The 14,692-nt window shown below is 68.6% G+C and carries 15 protein-coding genes and 1 tRNA gene; 11 read left to right on the top strand and 5 right to left on the bottom strand.

Annotated features, from left to right (window positions below):
* Positions 1-6: 6 nt before the first annotated feature.
* Positions 7-2,883, bottom strand: coding sequence for a hypothetical protein (locus ACETK8_RS05595; RefSeq protein WP_374038528.1), 2,877 nt, complete (start codon positions 2,881-2,883; stop codon positions 7-9).
* Positions 2,884-3,038: 155 nt separating this feature from the next.
* Between ACETK8_RS05595 and ACETK8_RS05590 the strand changes: the two genes are divergently transcribed.
* Positions 3,039-3,455, top strand: a complete 417-nt coding sequence (locus tag ACETK8_RS05590) for a DUF983 domain-containing protein (RefSeq protein ID WP_374038527.1) — start codon at positions 3,039-3,041, stop codon at positions 3,453-3,455.
* Between the two features lie 7 nt (positions 3,456-3,462).
* Here ACETK8_RS05590 and ACETK8_RS05585 read toward each other — a convergent pair whose 3' ends face one another.
* Both ACETK8_RS05585 and ACETK8_RS05580 read right to left on the bottom strand, forming a co-directional pair.
* Positions 3,463-3,825 (bottom strand): hypothetical protein, encoded by a 363-nt coding sequence (locus ACETK8_RS05585; protein ID WP_374038526.1) that lies wholly within the window; start codon positions 3,823-3,825, stop codon positions 3,463-3,465.
* A gap of 20 nt (positions 3,826-3,845) precedes the next feature.
* Positions 3,846-3,922, bottom strand: a tRNA-Arg gene (locus ACETK8_RS05580).
* Between the two features lie 275 nt (positions 3,923-4,197).
* Between ACETK8_RS05580 and ACETK8_RS05575 the strand changes: the two genes are divergently transcribed.
* The 6 genes from ACETK8_RS05575 to ACETK8_RS05550 all read left to right on the top strand — a co-directional run bounded on the left by ACETK8_RS05575 (position 4,198) and on the right by ACETK8_RS05550 (position 10,423).
* Entirely contained in the window at positions 4,198-4,932 is a 735-nt protein-coding gene (locus tag ACETK8_RS05575) for an SDR family NAD(P)-dependent oxidoreductase (protein ID WP_374038525.1), read from the top strand.
* Entirely contained in the window at positions 4,932-5,534 is a 603-nt protein-coding gene (locus ACETK8_RS05570; RefSeq protein ID WP_374038524.1) for a 2-hydroxychromene-2-carboxylate isomerase, read from the top strand. The genes ACETK8_RS05575 and ACETK8_RS05570 overlap by 1 nt, the downstream gene beginning before the upstream one ends.
* Before the next feature lie 75 nt (positions 5,535-5,609).
* Complete coding sequence (locus ACETK8_RS05565; RefSeq protein ID WP_374038523.1) at positions 5,610-8,090, top strand: helicase-related protein; 2,481 nt, start codon at positions 5,610-5,612, stop codon at positions 8,088-8,090.
* Positions 8,091-8,154: 64 nt separating this feature from the next.
* Positions 8,155-9,492, top strand: coding sequence for an MFS transporter (locus tag ACETK8_RS05560; protein ID WP_374038522.1), 1,338 nt, complete (start codon positions 8,155-8,157; stop codon positions 9,490-9,492).
* A gap of 63 nt (positions 9,493-9,555) precedes the next feature.
* The gene (locus tag ACETK8_RS05555) at positions 9,556-10,068 is read left to right on the top strand and encodes an RICIN domain-containing protein (protein WP_374038521.1); all 513 of its coding nucleotides are present in this window, start codon (positions 9,556-9,558) and stop codon (positions 10,066-10,068) included.
* A 46-nt stretch (positions 10,069-10,114) separates the two neighbouring features.
* The gene (locus tag ACETK8_RS05550; protein WP_374038520.1) at positions 10,115-10,423 is read left to right on the top strand and encodes an RNA-binding S4 domain-containing protein; all 309 of its coding nucleotides are present in this window, start codon (positions 10,115-10,117) and stop codon (positions 10,421-10,423) included.
* A 12-nt stretch (positions 10,424-10,435) separates the two neighbouring features.
* Here the strand turns inward: ACETK8_RS05550 and ACETK8_RS05545 are convergent, their stop codons facing one another.
* Positions 10,436-11,065 carry a YceI family protein gene (locus ACETK8_RS05545; protein WP_374038519.1) on the bottom strand — a complete coding sequence of 210 codons (630 nt, stop codon included), beginning with the start codon at positions 11,063-11,065 and terminating at the stop codon, positions 10,436-10,438.
* Between the two features lie 184 nt (positions 11,066-11,249).
* Between ACETK8_RS05545 and fdxA the strand changes: the two genes are divergently transcribed.
* From fdxA to ACETK8_RS05530, 3 genes are all read left to right on the top strand, one after another.
* Positions 11,250-11,591: a ferredoxin FdxA gene (gene fdxA / locus ACETK8_RS05540; RefSeq protein WP_374038518.1), complete on the top strand. Its 342-nt coding sequence runs from the start codon at positions 11,250-11,252 to the stop codon at positions 11,589-11,591.
* Positions 11,592-12,119: 528 nt separating this feature from the next.
* The gene (locus ACETK8_RS05535) at positions 12,120-12,680 is read left to right on the top strand and encodes a CarD family transcriptional regulator (protein WP_374038517.1); all 561 of its coding nucleotides are present in this window, start codon (positions 12,120-12,122) and stop codon (positions 12,678-12,680) included.
* A 67-nt stretch (positions 12,681-12,747) separates the two neighbouring features.
* Entirely contained in the window at positions 12,748-13,440 is a 693-nt protein-coding gene (locus ACETK8_RS05530) for an alpha/beta fold hydrolase (RefSeq protein WP_374038516.1), read from the top strand.
* A 141-nt stretch (positions 13,441-13,581) separates the two neighbouring features.
* On the opposite strand, the gene ACETK8_RS05525 is transcribed toward ACETK8_RS05530, so the two are convergent.
* Positions 13,582-14,049, bottom strand: coding sequence for a DUF3617 domain-containing protein (locus ACETK8_RS05525; protein ID WP_374038515.1), 468 nt, complete (start codon positions 14,047-14,049; stop codon positions 13,582-13,584).
* A 239-nt stretch (positions 14,050-14,288) separates the two neighbouring features.
* On the opposite strand from ACETK8_RS05525, the gene rpmB reads away from it, so the two are divergent.
* The gene (gene rpmB, locus ACETK8_RS05520; protein WP_374038514.1) at positions 14,289-14,585 is read left to right on the top strand and encodes a 50S ribosomal protein L28; all 297 of its coding nucleotides are present in this window, start codon (positions 14,289-14,291) and stop codon (positions 14,583-14,585) included.
* Positions 14,586-14,692: the final 107 nt, after the last annotated feature.

Below are 14,692 nucleotides of genomic sequence, written 5' to 3'. Positions count from 1 at the left end.
AAGGCTTTAGCCGCCCGCGGGAGCCGCGGCGGCAGGAGCACTCGGGCGGGCGGGCGTCGCGGCAGCGCGATTCCCGCCCGTTTCCTGTCTGAGCTGGGTCTTCATCTGATTGACCCAGCCGGCGAAGGTGTCGGCGCTGGCCGTCAGGCCCGCGAAGCTCTGGGCGTCCGCCGCCCCATCCATCCCGTTCAGACTGTCCAGGGCGATCCGCATGGCGGCGCCGGACTTGGCCCGGGCCTTGAACGGCTCATAGTTCCGCGACAGACGCCCCAGGGCCCCGGCGTCGCGGGCCAGCGAATAACCGACGCCCGCCCGGATGACCCGGCTCTCCTCGTCCGGCGTCAGGGCCGTGGCCGTGTCCTTGTAGCGTTCGCCCAGCCGCGCTTCGTACAGGGCCGCCGCGCCGGCCCAGTTCTCCTGCTTCCAGAAGATGTCGGCGCGCACCTGCTGCGCTTCCGGGCTCCGGTCGGTATCCAGAACCTCCAGGGCGTGGTCGTAGCGGCCCAGATCCATCAGGGCCCGCGCCTCCAGCGCCCGGCGCTGGGAGTTGAGCGCGGTCGGCAGGAGCGTCGTGCGCGACGACCACAGGGCCTGAAGCGCCGGCTCCGGCTGGCGGTCCATCAGGAGGATGGTGGCCAACGTCGTCGCCACCTGGGCCTTGGCCACGCCCTCCAGCCGGTTGTCGACCTGGTACTTCAGAAGCTCGGCGGCCTGATCCAGCAGGTCGACGTCGACCAGACGACGGGCCAGACGCCGCACCATCTCGTCCCCGTCCGCGCCCACCGGCGTCAGGTCGCGGAAATCGTAGAACAGGGCCAGGGCCTGCACCGGCTGCAATCCGTCGGCCGCCCCGTCCAGGAACAGGGCGCGGAAGGCGTTCGACAGATCGGTCTGCAGCTCGGCAGCGCCCGGCAGGTCGCCCAGACGCTTGCCCGCGCCCCGCAGCGTATCCAGCGCCTCGCGATACCGCCCCTGCGACAGATAGAGGCCGCCCAGCGTCCGGATGACCGCCAGCTCGGTCGCGTCCCCACGCCAGCGCCACTTCAGCGTCTCCAGCTGGGCGGCGGCGTCGGTCGCCGTCATCGTGCCCTTGGCCAGTTCGATGCGGATGACGCCCAGCTTGGCCGGGGTGGCGATCCCGTCCAGCGGCGCCCGGCCGATGGCCTTGTAGACCGCCAGGGCCCGGTCGGTCGCGCCCTCCTGCTCGAACACCCGCGCCTGCACCAGACGCGCGGTCAGCTGGTCCGCCGCCGGGGCGTTCTGCGAGAAGCTGTAGGCCAGAAGCGCCTTGGCCGCGTTCAGGTCGCCGGTTTCCAGCGCCGCCATGGCGTGAGCCGCCCCGAAGCGGGCGCGCCAGACCGGCGGGAAGTCGTCGATGGCGGCGGCCCCGCCGCTGAAGGCCTGACGCGCGCCGGCCCAGTCGCCCTGCTCGGCCGCCAGCCAGCCCTGCCAGACCTTGGTCGAGGGATCGCCGGCCAGGGCGCCGGACGAGAAGTCGAGCTCCGCCTCTTCCAGGCGGCCGATGGAGGCCCGCGCGGCGCCGCGCAGGCCGCGCAGCTCCGGCTCGCCCTGCAGGGACGGCGTCTGGGCGAACATGGCGTTGACCACGCCCACGGCCTCGAACCCCAGACCCGATCCGACCAGGAACCTCACCAGGGCCAGACGATCCTCGATCGGCGCGCGCGGATTATCGGACGCGGCGATGGACTCCAGCGCGGCGGCGTCCTGCAGCCGGCGATAGCGGGCGTTGAACCCCTCGTCGCCTACATCTGACCAGTCGCTCAGGATCAGGGCGGGGAACTCGGCCTTCTTCGGCGCATGGGCTTCGGGCGGGGCGGCCGCCTCCAGCGCCATGGACGGCGGCGACAAGGTCAGGCCGCCCGGCCGCGACAGGGTGACCAGATCGCCCTCGGCCTTGATCTGGAGGTTGTCGGTCGGGGTCTCTACCGCCAGACCCTGGGCCGTCGGCAACAGGGTCAGGTCGATGGTCCGACGCTCGTCGGCGAACCTCTTGCCGGGCGCCAGCGCCGTGACGGCGGCGAAGCGATCGCCCACCATCGGATCGGTCAGCCAGACCGTCTTGGTCGCTCCGGCCATGCGGGCGATCAGGGTGGTGTCGTGGCTGTCGTCGCGGTCGACCTCCACGCTCTGCGTCGCCGAGGACGGGCCGCCGATGGTGACGGTCCAGGTCGCCCCCTCGCCCGTGGCCGAGACCGGCAGGGCCTCGGGCGCGGCGATGCGGATGGCGGTGTAGTCCGGCCCCACGGCCCAGCGCGCGTCGGTCGCGACGCCCAGATCGCGCGCCTTGGACATGTCCATGCGGGCGGCCGTGTCGAACACGACCCAGACGGCGTCTCCGCGCCGGAAGACCGCGGCCCCGACCGGCGCGCCCCAGGTGAAGGACAGGCTGACCCGGTCGTCGGCCTTGGTCGCGACCACCGGCACCGCGCCGCCCGTGGGCACGGCGGCCCCTGCGGGCGCGGCCGGCGCCTCTCCGGCCGGATAGAGGTTCAGCCAGACCGCCCCGTCCGCCGACCCCGTGCGGGCGTCCGCGCCCTCCTTCAGGGTGATGACGACCTCGGTGGCGTCCAGGATGGCGCGGGTCTCGACCTTCTCCACCCCCGGCGGCGGATCGACCTTCAGTCGGGTGACGTCGGGGGCGGCGGTCGAACCGATGCGGACGATGATCGTCTGGCCGTCCTTGCGCACCCGCGCCCGCGAGCCGACGACGCCGGCGAACTCCACCCGCGTGAAGCCGTCATTGGCGCCGACGCGGATGGTGATGGGGTCCAGGGCGGCGTTGGCGACTTCCTGGGCGAAGGCGGGCACGACGGATCCCGCCACGGGGGCGAGCACGATCGTCCCGGCGACGCCGAGCGCCACAGAGGTCCTTCCGATCGCGGTGGTGTTGCGCGCGCCTGCCATAGTCGCGCGCACACTCGCGCGAACGCCCTTTAGACGCGGTTAATGGGGTGTGACCGAAAGGCCCCTTGCGCCAGGGCTTTCAAAGGCCGACTTGAGCCCCGTCAGGAGCGCCCATGACCACCCCCGAAGACGCCGAATATCCCCGCCTGTCGACCCTGTCGACGGGTTTGCGTTGCCGTTGCCCGCGCTGCGGCCAGGGACCGTTGCTGAAGGGCTTCCTGACCATCCGCGAGAACTGCCCCGCCTGCGGCCTGGACTATTCCTTCGCCGACCCGGCGGACGGCCCGGCCTTCTTCGCCATGTCGGCCATCGGCATCGTCGGCATGATGGCCTTCATGGCCTTCGAGTTCACCGTCCACCCGCCGATCTGGGTCCATTTCGCCCTCACCTTCCCCCTGATCGCGCTTGCCTGCACCCTGGTGCTGCGGCCGTTCAAGGGCTGGCTGGTGTCCGAACAGTTCGTCCACAAGGCCGCGCCCCCCGAATGGGAGAGCATCGGCGGCCACGGCGAAGGCTCGAAATGGCGGTAGCCTGACCTCAGGCCTCGGGCGCGGCCTCGGCGTCGTCAGCGAGCGCGGCGGCGTGGGCGACGCAGCCGGCCAGTTCCGCATCATAGGTCGGGCGGTGGGCGTTCACCGCCGCCTGCAGGTCCATGACGACCTGGCTTTCATCGTGCGCCCCGCCGCTCAGATAGGTTTCGATCCGCGCCGTCATGGCCGGAACCACCGCCGCGACCTCGTCACGGCGCGGGTCGGTCGATCGCAGCATGCCCTGGGCGATGTTCAGCACCGCCATGCAGCGCACGTCCGCCTCGTAACCGGACGTCGGCTCGGGCTGGGTCTGGTCCTGCGCGCCCACGCCGGCGCTCAGCAGCAGGGTCAAGGCGAATGATGCGATCATGATGCGACTCCCGATGACTGTGGCGATCCCGGAGGGACTCGAACCCCCGACCTCTGCTTTAGGAAAGCCTTGCTCTATCCGGCTGAGCTACGGGACCGCACTGGGACCGGTCCTAGCGGGTCGCGACGGTGCGCGTAAAGACGGGCGGCGTTTACGAAGGCCGCGCAAGCTTTCCGGTTTGTGGTTAATCAGTCTTAAGATACAATATCTTGGGGTGAACAAATCCCGAATCGGGCCGTGTCACTGATTCGGTCCTGATTCGTTTCGCGCCTGTTCCGCCCCTTCCCCGTCCACCGTTAAGCGTCGTCGCATCGGCCGCGTTGACGACTGGGTTTCGATCTGAAACGGTCTCGGCTCGAACGGGAGATCGTCATGGCGTCCACCCCATCCTGTCTGATCGTCGGCGCCGGAGACGGGGTCGGATCGGCCATCGCCCGCGCCTTTGCCCGTGAGGGCCTGGCCGTCTGCGTCACCCGCCGCCTGCGCCATCTCGACAAGCTGGAAAGCCTCGTCGCCTCGATCCGCGAGGACGGCGGAGAGGCCCACGCCTTCGGCGTCGACGCCCGCGACGAGGACGAGACGATCGCCCTGGTCGACCGGATCGAGGCCGAGATCGGTCCGCTCTCCGTCGTGGTCTTCAACATCGGTGCGAACGTCCGCTTCCCGGTCACGGAGACGACGGCCCAGGTCTATTCCAAGGTCTGGGAGATGGCGGCCCTGGCCGGCTTCTTCACCGGCCGCGAAGCCGCCCGCGTCATGACCCCGCGCGGCAAGGGGACCATCCTGTTCACCGGCGCCACGGCCTCGACGCGCGGCGGGGCGGGTTTTTCCGCCTTCGCCGGGGCCAAGGCGGCGCTGCGCCAGCTGGCCCAGAGCATGGCCCGCGAGCTCGGCCCCAAGGGCCTCCATGTCGCCCATGTCGTGGTGGACGGGATGATCGACGGGACCTTCGCCCGCTCCATCGCGCCCGACATCCAGACCCTGCTGGATGAGGACGCCATTCTGAAGCCCGACGAGATCGCCAGGAATTACGTCTGGCTGCACAACCAGCAACGCAGCGCCTGGAGGTTCGAACTGGACCTACGCCCATGGAAGGAAACCTGGTGATGAGCGCCAAGACCATCGACTTCATCTTCGATTTCGCCAGCCTGAACGCCTATCTGGCCGAGCGCGCCCTGCCGGAGCTGGTCGGGCGCACGGGGGCGACGGTCAACGTCATCCCTTGCCTGCTGGGCGGCATCTTCAAGGCCACGGGCAACCAGGCGCCGTTCCAGGCCTTCGCCGGGATCAAGGGCAAGATCGACTACGAGATGCTGGAGATCCGCCGCTTCGTCGCCGCCCACGGCATCACCGACTTCCAGATGAACCCGCATTTCCCGGTCAACAGCCTGCTCGCCATGCGGGGGCTCTGCGCCTGCGCGCCCGGCGACGAGTTCGACCGCTACCTGGACGCCGTCCTGGCCGGCTTCTGGGAGCGGGGCCTTCTGATGAGCGATCCCGCCGTCCTGTCGTCGGTTCTGGCCGAGGCCGGTCTGGACGCCGAACGGCTGCTGACCCTGGCCCAGACCGACGCTGTGAAGGCGAAGCTCGCCGACAACACCGCCGCCGCCGTGGACCGCGGCGCCTTCGGAGCCCCCACCTTCTTCGTCGGCGACGAGATGTTCTTCGGCAAGGAAAGGCTGGGGCAGATCGAGATGCTGCTGACGTAACCCTCTCCCCTTGCAGGAGAGAGACAATGCTCCCGCCTTGAGGAACCGTCGTCGAATCGCCACCTTATCAAGACCATGAGCGATCGCCCCACCGGCCTCGCCCCGTCCCGCGTCGTCGCGGTCCTGGGGCCGACCAACACCGGCAAGACCCACCTGGCGGTCGAGCGGATGCTGGGCCATGCGTCCGGCATGATCGGCCTGCCGCTGCGTCTTCTGGCGCGCGAGATCTACGAGCGGATCGTGAAGCTGAGGGGCGCCGCTGCCGTCGCCCTGATCACGGGCGAAGAGAAGATCATCCCGACCCGGCCCCACTATTGGGTCTGCACGGTCGAGGCCATGCCGCTGGAGCGCGAGGTCGAGTTTCTGGCCATCGACGAGATCCAGCTGGCCGCAGACCCTGAGCGTGGCCACGTCTTCACCTCGCGGCTTCTCCACGCGCGCGGCCGGTTCGAGACCATGTTCCTGGGCGCCGCGACGATGGAGCCCCTGATGCGGCGGCTGATCCCCGATCTGGAGATCGTCACCCGCGAGCGTCTGTCCAACCTGACCTATGCCGGCTCCAAGAAGCTGACCCGCCTGCCCCGCCGCAGCGCCGTCGTCGCCTTCTCGACCGATCAGGTCTACGCCATCGCCGAACTGATCCGGCGTCAGCGCGGCGGAGCCGCCGTCGTCATGGGCTCGCTCAGTCCCAGGACCCGCAACGCCCAGGTCGCCCTGTTCCAGTCGGGCGAGGTCGACTTCCTGGTCGCCACCGACGCCATCGGCATGGGGCTGAACATGGACGTGGACCATGTCGCCTTCGCCGGGATGCGGAAGTTCGACGGCCGTCGCACCCGCTGGCTCCACGCCCACGAGATCGCCCAGATCGCCGGCCGCGCCGGTCGTCACATCCGCGACGGCACCTTCGGGGTCACGGGCGAGGCCGAAGAACTGGACGAGGACCTCGTCCAGCAGGTGGTCGAACACCGCTTCGATCCCATCCAGGCCATCGAGTGGCGGAACGCCCGGCTCGACTTCGACACCCTGCCCGACCTGCTGCGGTCCCTGACCCAGACGCCCGACTATCCCGGCCTGAAACTGACGGGTCAGGCCCTGGACGAGACCCTGCTGCGCCGGGCCATGCAGGACGACGAGATCAAGCGCATCGGCCGTTCGCGCGGCACCATCATGCGGCTGTGGGAAGCCTGCCAACTGCCCGACTTCCAGAAGACGACGCTGGAGGAGCATGTCCGCCTGTCGCGCGACGTCTTCCACGCCCTGACCGGAAAACGCGGCCGCCTGACCGACGACTGGTTCGCCCCCCGCTTCGCCGAGGTCGACCGCGACGACGGCCAGATCGACCAGCTCTCGGCCCGGCTCGCCGGTGTCCGAACCCTGTCCTACATCGCCAACCGGCCGGACTGGCTGGAGGGCAATAAAGGCTGGCGCGACCGGACCCGTGCGCTGGAGGACCGTCTGTCCGACGTCCTGCACGAACGCCTCACCGCCCGCTTCGTGGATCGCAAGACCACCGCCCTGATGCGCTCCCTGCACGACCGCGAGGCGACGATGGCCGAGGTCGCCCCGGACGGGATCGTCACCGTGGACGGCGAGGAGGTCGGTCATCTGGAGGGCGTCCGCTTCGCCCCTTCGGCCGGAGGATCGGCCCTCGCCGACCGCACGCTGAAGACCGCCGCCCTCCGCGCCGTCGGACCCGAGATCGCCCGCCGTCTCGGCAAGCTGGCCGCCGACGCCGACGAGGCTTTCTCGGTTACGCCCGAGGGCGAGATCCTGTGGTCCGGCGCCCTCGCCGCAAAGATCGTCAACACCGACCCCTTCAGCCCCCGCGTCCGCCTGATCGGCGACCTCGGCCCCCAGGCCGCCCGCGACCGGGCCCAGCGCCGCATCGAGGCCTGGCTGGCCGCCGAGGCCGGGCGGGCGCTCCGCGATCTGCGCCGCCTCAAACAGGCCGTCGAGAGCGGCGCCCTCAAGGGCCTCCCGCGCGGCATCGCCTTCCGCCTCTTGGAGGCCGGGGGCGTCATCGACCGCCGCGACGTCGAACGCGATCTCGCCGCCCTCAGCCAGGTCGAGCGTCGCACGATCAAGACCTTCGCCATCCGGGTCGGGACCCATTCGGTCTGGCTGCCGGGCGCCCTGAAACCGCGCGGCCGTGTCCTGTCCCAGGCCTTCGCCGCCGCCGAGCCCTTCCGCGCCAAACCGTCCGGCCTGACCCTCCTGCCCATCCCCGCGCCCTCGACGCGGTCCCTGTCGGCCTTCGGCGTGCGCGCCGCCGGTCGCTGGGCCGTGCCGGTCGATGATCTGGAACGCGCCTCCGAGCTCCGCCGCGAGAACAAGGGAAACCTCTCGGACGAGGCCCTGAAATCCCTCGGCTGGACCGCCGGCGACGCCAAGGCCATCTGGAACGCCCTCAAGACCGTCCGCGCCCAGATGCCCGACCGCGAGGGCCGTCCCGTCGTGGTCCGCCCGGATTCCCCCTTCGCCAAGCTTGCCGAACTGACTGCCCCGCCCCAGCCCGCGCGCCGCAAACGGCCGAGGCGGAAAAAGGCGGCGACCTGACCGTCCTGCTCCGCGACCGCATCGCCTCTTGCGCCCAGGCGGCGAACGGCGAGAAGTGCCGCCGATGACCACGCCCTCCCCGATCCGCGCCTTCCACTGGATCCTGGCCAACAACGCCGTGGCCAACATCACCAACTATACGGTCTGGTTCGCCCTGACCTTCTGGGTCTTCCTGGAGACGCGGTCGGTCTTCGCCACGGGGATGATCGCGGGGGTCTTCCTGGTCCTGACCGCCGCCTTCGCCATCTGGTTCGGCAGTCTGGTGGATCATCACCGGAAGACGCGGGTCATGCTGGCCTCCAGCGTCGCCTCGCTGGGCTTCTATGCGGCGTCGCTGGTCCTGCTGGTCCTGACACCGCCCATGGCCTTCCGCGACGTGTCCGGGCCGGTGCTGTGGGTGCTGATCGGCCTGGTCATGATGGGCGTCATCGCCGGCAACATCCGCTCCATCGCCCTGCCCACCCTGGTCACCGCCCTGATCCCCGAGGATCGGCGCGACCGGGCCAACGGTCTGGTCGGCATGGTCACCGGCATCGGCTTCCTGACCACCTCGGTGATCAGCGGCCTTCTGGTGGCCTGGACCGGCATGATAGGGACGATGATCGCTGCGGCGGGCGCGACGGTTCTGGTCGGGCTCCACATGGCCGCGATCCGGCTGGACGAGCCGACGCCGGCGCACGAAGCCGACGGCGAGGCCAGACCCGCCAAGATCGACCTGAAGGGCACTCTGGCGGTCATCGGCGCGGTGCCCGGCCTGTTCGCCCTGATCCTGTTCGCCACCTTCAACAACTTCCTGGGCGGGGTCTTCATGGCCCTGATGGACGCCTACGGCCTGTCGCTGATGGCGGTCCAGGCCTGGGGCCTGATGTGGGGCGGGGTGTCGGTCGCCTTCATCCTGGCGGGCATCGTGATCGCCCGCACCGGCCTGGGATCGAACCCGCTGCGAACCCTGATGATCGTCAACCTTATCATGTGGGCGGCGGCCAGTCTCTTCACGATCCAGCCGTCGATCTGGTTGCTCGGCGCCGGCTGCTTCATGTGGATGTTCCTGGGCCCCTGGGCCGAGGCGGCGGAACAGACCACGCTGCAGAAGGTCGTGCCGTTCGAGCGTCAGGGGCGCGTCTTCGGATTCGCCCAGTCGGTGGAACAGGCCGCCTCGCCCCTGACCGCCTTCCTGATCGGCCCCCTGACCCAGTTCGTCGTCATCCCCTTCATGACCGACGGGGCCGGGGCCCGGGCCATCGGCGGATGGTTCGGCACGGGGCCTGACCGGGGCATCGCGCTCGTCTTCACGGTCGCAGGACTTGCCGGGGTGTTGCTGACCCTCGCCGCCTTCAACTCGCGACCCTATCGCCGACTGTCGGCGACCTATGCCGCCCCCGAGGTCGAACCCGCGACCTAGACGGCTCGCCTATCCTCGTTCTTCGGATATGGTTAAGCTGGCTCGACTTTCGAGGAGGTTCCCATGATCCGCGCCCTTCTGATCGGCCTTTGCCTGGCCGCGTCCATCCTGCCGTCCGCCGTCGCGGCCCAGGAATACAGCTCCAGCGACCGACGTTTCTACGGCGGCGACTACCGGATCGTCAGCCGGATGAACGGCCTGTGCCTGAACGTATCCGGGGGCCGCATCTATGAGGGCGCGGTCCTGATCACCTGGGACTGCGTCGACGCCCCCAACGAGCGTTTCCGGGCCCAGCGGGCCGGCGACAACGGCTGGATGCGTCTGACCATCCAGGGACCGGACGGCCTCTACTGCGTCCAGCTTCCCTCATGGCAAGGTCAACAGATGCGGCTCGCCAAATGCGGCGGCGGGGACCAGACCTTCCGATTCAACGCCCGGTCGCCGTTCGCGATCGAGACCCTGTTCGACCAGTGCCTCAACATCGAGGGCCAGCGTCGCGAACGCGGTATCAAGGTGATCCGCTGGCCGTGCAGCGGAGAGGTGAACGAGGCCTGGGCCTTCGAACGCGCCTATTGAGCGGTCCCGCTGGCGCGCGGCGGCGTCAGGCCCCACCTTGGGCCGGATGGAACAGGCTGACGGCTCCTGCCGTGTCGATCTCTGGCTGTGGCGCGCGCGGTTCGTGAAGACGCGTGGTCTGGCGGCCGACCTGGTCGAGAAGGGCGCCGTGCGGCTGACCCATCACGGCAAACAGACCCGGCTCGACAAGCCCAGCCGCAGCGTCCACCCCGGCGACGAACTGACTTTCGCGATCAACGGCCGGGTCACGGCCGTGCGGGTGGAGGCTCTGGGCGAAAGGCGCGGCCCTCCCGAAGAAGCCCGCGCCCTCTATTCTCAACTCACCGACCAACCCACGTCAGACGGTGAGCGGTAGGCATTTTCAAGCCTATTGCTTGACGAACTCGCCTTCGATGTGGAGCTCGACCTCGTCGCCGATGGCCGGCAGGCCGTAGCTCATGCCGAACTCCGAACGACGGATCGTGGCCTTGCCGTCGAAGCCGACCTTGTAGGTATTGCCCATCGACGGACCGGCCTGGTTGAACTCGACTTCCAGCGTCACCGGGCGGGTCACGCCGTGCAGGGTCAGGTTCCCCGTCACCTCGGCCTCGGTGGCGTCGTCCTCATCGACCACGATCGAGGTGGCGACGAAGGTGGCGATCGGGAACTGGGCGGTGTCGAAGAAATCCGGCGTCTGCAGGTGACGCTTCAGGCCGTCGTCGTTCGGGGCCACGTCGGTCAGCGGCACGGTCGCCGTCAGGGTCGAGGCCGAGGGGTTGGCCGGGTCCAGCGTCAGGTCGGCCGAGACGTTGATGAACTGACCCACGTAGGTCGAGAAGCCCAGGTGGTTGACCTGCCAGGTGATCTTCCCGTGGCCGGGATCCAGCTTGTAGGTCCCGGCCTGGACCTCGGCGGGCACGCGGGTCGTGGCGGTCTGGGCGGTGACGACGCCGCCGACGAGGCTCAGCGTCAGGATGCCGGCGACGGCGGCATGGGCGAGAAGGCGGCGGTTCAGCATGGGGAGGAGCTCCGGTTGAGGATGGCCAAGGCATAACTGCAATCAGCACTGATGCAAATAGGCCGTGTAGTCACACTGACAAGCCTCCGGCGCCGTTCCGGGGTCGCCTCGGTTGACACCGGCCCCTCGCGGGGTCATCTGCCGGGCCTCTCCCGCCCCTCGCAAAGCCGACTTCCGCCCGCCCATGACCTACATCGTCACCGACGCCTGCGTGAAATGTAAGTTCATGGACTGCGTCGAGGTCTGCCCGGTGGACTGCTTCTACGAGGGCGAGAACTTCCTGGTCATCGCGCCCGACGAATGTATCGACTGTGGCGTCTGCGAGCCCGAATGCCCGATCGACGCCATCGTCCCGGACACCGAGGACGAGCCTGACGGCAAGTGGCTTCAGATCAACGCCGAATACGCCAAGGTCTGGCCGAACATCACGGTCAAGGGCACGCCCCCGGCCGACAAGGAACTGTTCGAGCGCGAGACCGGCAAGTTCGAGAAGTATTTCTCGCCCAATCCCGGCAAGGGCTCCTGACGGGTCTGAGTCTCAGGTTCATCACAGCGAACACGGCGATCCACGGAGGACACGACGATATCGTCAATGCCCCCCGACCGCACACCTGGACCCCGGAGATGGCATGGCCCGCCGATCGGACACGTGGCGGCTGAAGCCGCCCATTAATTCTCGCGCGCGATGACGTCGCCGCGCGGGCGCTCCCGCCGTGTTCGCTGTGAATTCGCCGTGCCCGCCGTGAAGCCCCGCTTCCACAAGTCCGGCCGGTTGGGTTTTCCGTAGCCACGCACGCTCTCGCACGCGACGTTTTGAAATTGCCTCGTTTTGTGATATGTTCCTTCACATTGGGTCGGGCGGTCTGCGTTTCCTACGCGCCGCCCGCGTTTGCGACAGAACCTCGTCCATGAAGACGGGGTCGGCCAGAGGTTGGGTGATCCGTTTCCACGTTTGACGACTGAACATTCCGCCGGCGTCCCCCACGCCGGACAGGAAACCTATTGTCTTTCGCGCCTTCGATGACCTGTCCCCTGCGTCCGGGAAAGGAATGACATGACGAACAAGAGCGGTCTGGAATTCAAGGTCGGCGACGCCGTCGTCTATCCGGCGCATGGCGTCGGCAAGGTGGCCGCCATCGAGACCCAGGAAGTCGCGGGCATGTCGCTGGAGGTCTACGTCGTGACCTTCGACCACGAGAAGATGACCCTGCGCGTCCCTACGAAAAAGGCCAAGACCGCCGGCCTGCGCACCCTGGCCGCCGAGGACACCGTGTCCAAGGCCCTGACCGTCCTGAAGGGCCGCGCCCGCATCAAGCGCACCATGTGGTCGCGTCGCGCTCAGGAGTACGAAGCCAAGATCAACTCGGGCGACCTGATCTCGATCGCCGAGGTGGTCCGCGACCTGCACCGCGCCGACACCCAGCCGGAACAGTCCTATTCGGAGCGCCAGCTCTATGAATCGGCCCTGGACCGCATGGCTCGCGAAGTCGCCGCCGCCAACCGCATCGACAAGGACGCCGCCGTCCAGCTTCTGTCCAAGTCGCTGAGCGCCAAGAAGGCCGTCGTGGCCGCGGCCGCCGAAGCCGACGCCGAGGAAGAGGCCGAAGCCGCCTGATCTTCAGCGCAGAGCTGATATGGAAGAGGCCCCGGAGCGATCCGGGGCCTTTTTCGTTGGAGACGGCATGACCCCCATCGTCCTCATCCCCGGCCTCGTCTGCACCGCCGAACTGTTCGGACCCCAGCTTCCGGCCCTCTGGACGCGCGGTCCCGTCACCGTCGCCTCGCATCTGGGCGGGGACAGCATGGCCGCCATCGCCGAGGACATCCTGTCGAACGCCCCGCCGCGCTTCGCCCTCGCAGGCCTGTCGATGGGCGGTTACATCGCCTTCGAGATCTTGCGCCGTGCGCCTGAGCGGGTCGAACGGCTGGCCCTCCTGGACACCTCCGCCCGGCCCGACACGCCGGAACAGACCGAAAAGCGGCGCGGCCTCCTGTCCCGCCTCGATTCCGAAGCCTTCGAGGCGGTGGTCGAGCCTGTGCTGCGCGGCCTGCCCGCCCCCGCGCGTCGCGACGACGACGCCCTGTTCCAGATCAATCTTCGCATGGCCCAGGCCGTCGGCGTCGACGGCTTCCGGCATCAGGTCCGCGCCATCATCGGCCGCGCCGACAGCCGGCCGGACCTGTCAGCCATCACGATCCCGACGCTGGTCCTGGTCGGCGATCAGGACGCCCTGACCCCGCCCGACATCGCGCGCGAGATGGCCGAGGCCATTCCGAACGCCCGCCTGTCGATCATTCCCGACAGCGGCCACGTCTCGACCCTTGAACAGCCGGAAGCCGTCACCGCCGCCCTGCTGAGCTGGCTGGACGCCTAAATTTCAATCTGCGTCATCCTCGGGCTTGTCCCGAGGATCCACGGTTCAGCGCCCCAGCCCTATTTGAGCAGAAGCGCGTCTCGCATTCGTGCAGCGGATAAATGGGTCCTCGGGACAAGCCCGAGGACGACGGAGTGGGGATCAGAAATATTCCGCGCCCGCCGGGCACTGGGCGGCCAGACGTCGCGCCGTGATCGAGGCCGGCAGGTACGGCGTGCCGCGCGCCAGTTGTGCCCCGCCAGTGAAGCGGAAGCTCTCCTGCTGATAAGAGCCGCCCAGACGCACGTTCACGCGACGCCCGCGATGGTCGGTGCAGGTGCCCTCGAACCGCGCCGTGCCGCCCCCGACCACGCGGGTCGGATAGACGCACTGCCAGCGCCGCGTCGACAGACCGCCGAAGAAGCGATTGATCTCGGAAGGCCGCACACACTTCTGTTCCGTGTCGCGAATGCCCACCGCGCTGGTCGTATATTCCCAGTAGCCCGGCAGGACCTCGGTCGCGGCGGCCTGGGCCTGGGTCGGCGTGGACGGCGACGCCAGCAGAATCGCTCCGGCCAGAGCGGGCGCGGCGACGGCGAAGGTGCGGGTCAGGACGGCAATCATGGTCATCGTAAATCTCATCCCCGGTTCGATCCGGTGAGCTTAAGCATTGAAACACGGCGTTTGAACGACGCATGAACGCATCGGGCCGCGGGATCGGTTCCTTGAGTCTATTCAGGCGTCTGACGCCTTGACGGCGAGACCCCGCTTCCTCTATACGGCCCCCTCTCGCGCGGGGACCTCCCCCGCGCGCATTCATTTCATGCGTCAGCCATCGTTTCGGCGGGCGCCACCTCAAGGATCAGACGATGTCGCGTCGTTGCGAACTCACCGGTGTCGGGCCGATGGTCGGCCACTCGGTCAGCCACTCGAACATCAAGACCAAGCGCCGCTTCCTGCCGTCGCTGAAGAAGGTCAAGCTGGCTTCGGAAGCCCTGGGCCAGTCGTACTCGCTGCGTATCTCGAACGCCGCCCTGCGCACCCTGGACTTCAAGGGCGGCCTGGACGCCTTCATCGTCAAGGCGAACGACGAGAACCTGTCGGTCACCGCCCAGCGCATCAAGCGCCAGGTCAAGGCCAAGCTGGCTGAGCAAGCCGCCGCCTAAGTCCTGACGGACCACACGATTTGAACGAGGCCGGTGGAAACACCGGCCTTTTTCTTTGCTCGACTCACCGTGCACCCCAGCGAAGTCTGGGGTCCAGATCACGAACA

Source organism: Brevundimonas staleyi (assembly GCF_041893865.1).
Lineage (GTDB): Bacteria > Pseudomonadota > Alphaproteobacteria > Caulobacterales > Caulobacteraceae > Brevundimonas > Brevundimonas staleyi.
This window is presented reverse-complemented; position numbering and strand designations above follow the sequence as displayed.

Coding starts and splice junctions, on each gene's coding strand:
- rpmB (WP_374038514.1), top strand. CDS start 14,289: ATGTCGCGTCGTTGCGAACTCACCGGTGTCGGGCCGATGGTCGGCCAC.
- ACETK8_RS05545 (WP_374038519.1), bottom strand. CDS start 11,065: ATGCTGAACCGCCGCCTTCTCGCCCATGCCGCCGTCGCCGGCATCCTG.
- ACETK8_RS05550 (WP_374038520.1), top strand. CDS start 10,115: ATGGAACAGGCTGACGGCTCCTGCCGTGTCGATCTCTGGCTGTGGCGC.
- ACETK8_RS05560 (WP_374038522.1), top strand. CDS start 8,155: ATGACCACGCCCTCCCCGATCCGCGCCTTCCACTGGATCCTGGCCAAC.
- ACETK8_RS05555 (WP_374038521.1), top strand. CDS start 9,556: ATGATCCGCGCCCTTCTGATCGGCCTTTGCCTGGCCGCGTCCATCCTG.
- fdxA (WP_374038518.1), top strand. CDS start 11,250: ATGACCTACATCGTCACCGACGCCTGCGTGAAATGTAAGTTCATGGAC.
- ACETK8_RS05530 (WP_374038516.1), top strand. CDS start 12,748: ATGACCCCCATCGTCCTCATCCCCGGCCTCGTCTGCACCGCCGAACTG.
- ACETK8_RS05585 (WP_374038526.1), bottom strand. CDS start 3,825: ATGATCGCATCATTCGCCTTGACCCTGCTGCTGAGCGCCGGCGTGGGC.
- ACETK8_RS05535 (WP_374038517.1), top strand. CDS start 12,120: ATGACGAACAAGAGCGGTCTGGAATTCAAGGTCGGCGACGCCGTCGTC.
- ACETK8_RS05590 (WP_374038527.1), top strand. CDS start 3,039: ATGACCACCCCCGAAGACGCCGAATATCCCCGCCTGTCGACCCTGTCG.
- ACETK8_RS05525 (WP_374038515.1), bottom strand. CDS start 14,049: ATGACCATGATTGCCGTCCTGACCCGCACCTTCGCCGTCGCCGCGCCC.
- ACETK8_RS05575 (WP_374038525.1), top strand. CDS start 4,198: ATGGCGTCCACCCCATCCTGTCTGATCGTCGGCGCCGGAGACGGGGTC.
- ACETK8_RS05565 (WP_374038523.1), top strand. CDS start 5,610: ATGAGCGATCGCCCCACCGGCCTCGCCCCGTCCCGCGTCGTCGCGGTC.
- ACETK8_RS05570 (WP_374038524.1), top strand. CDS start 4,932: ATGAGCGCCAAGACCATCGACTTCATCTTCGATTTCGCCAGCCTGAAC.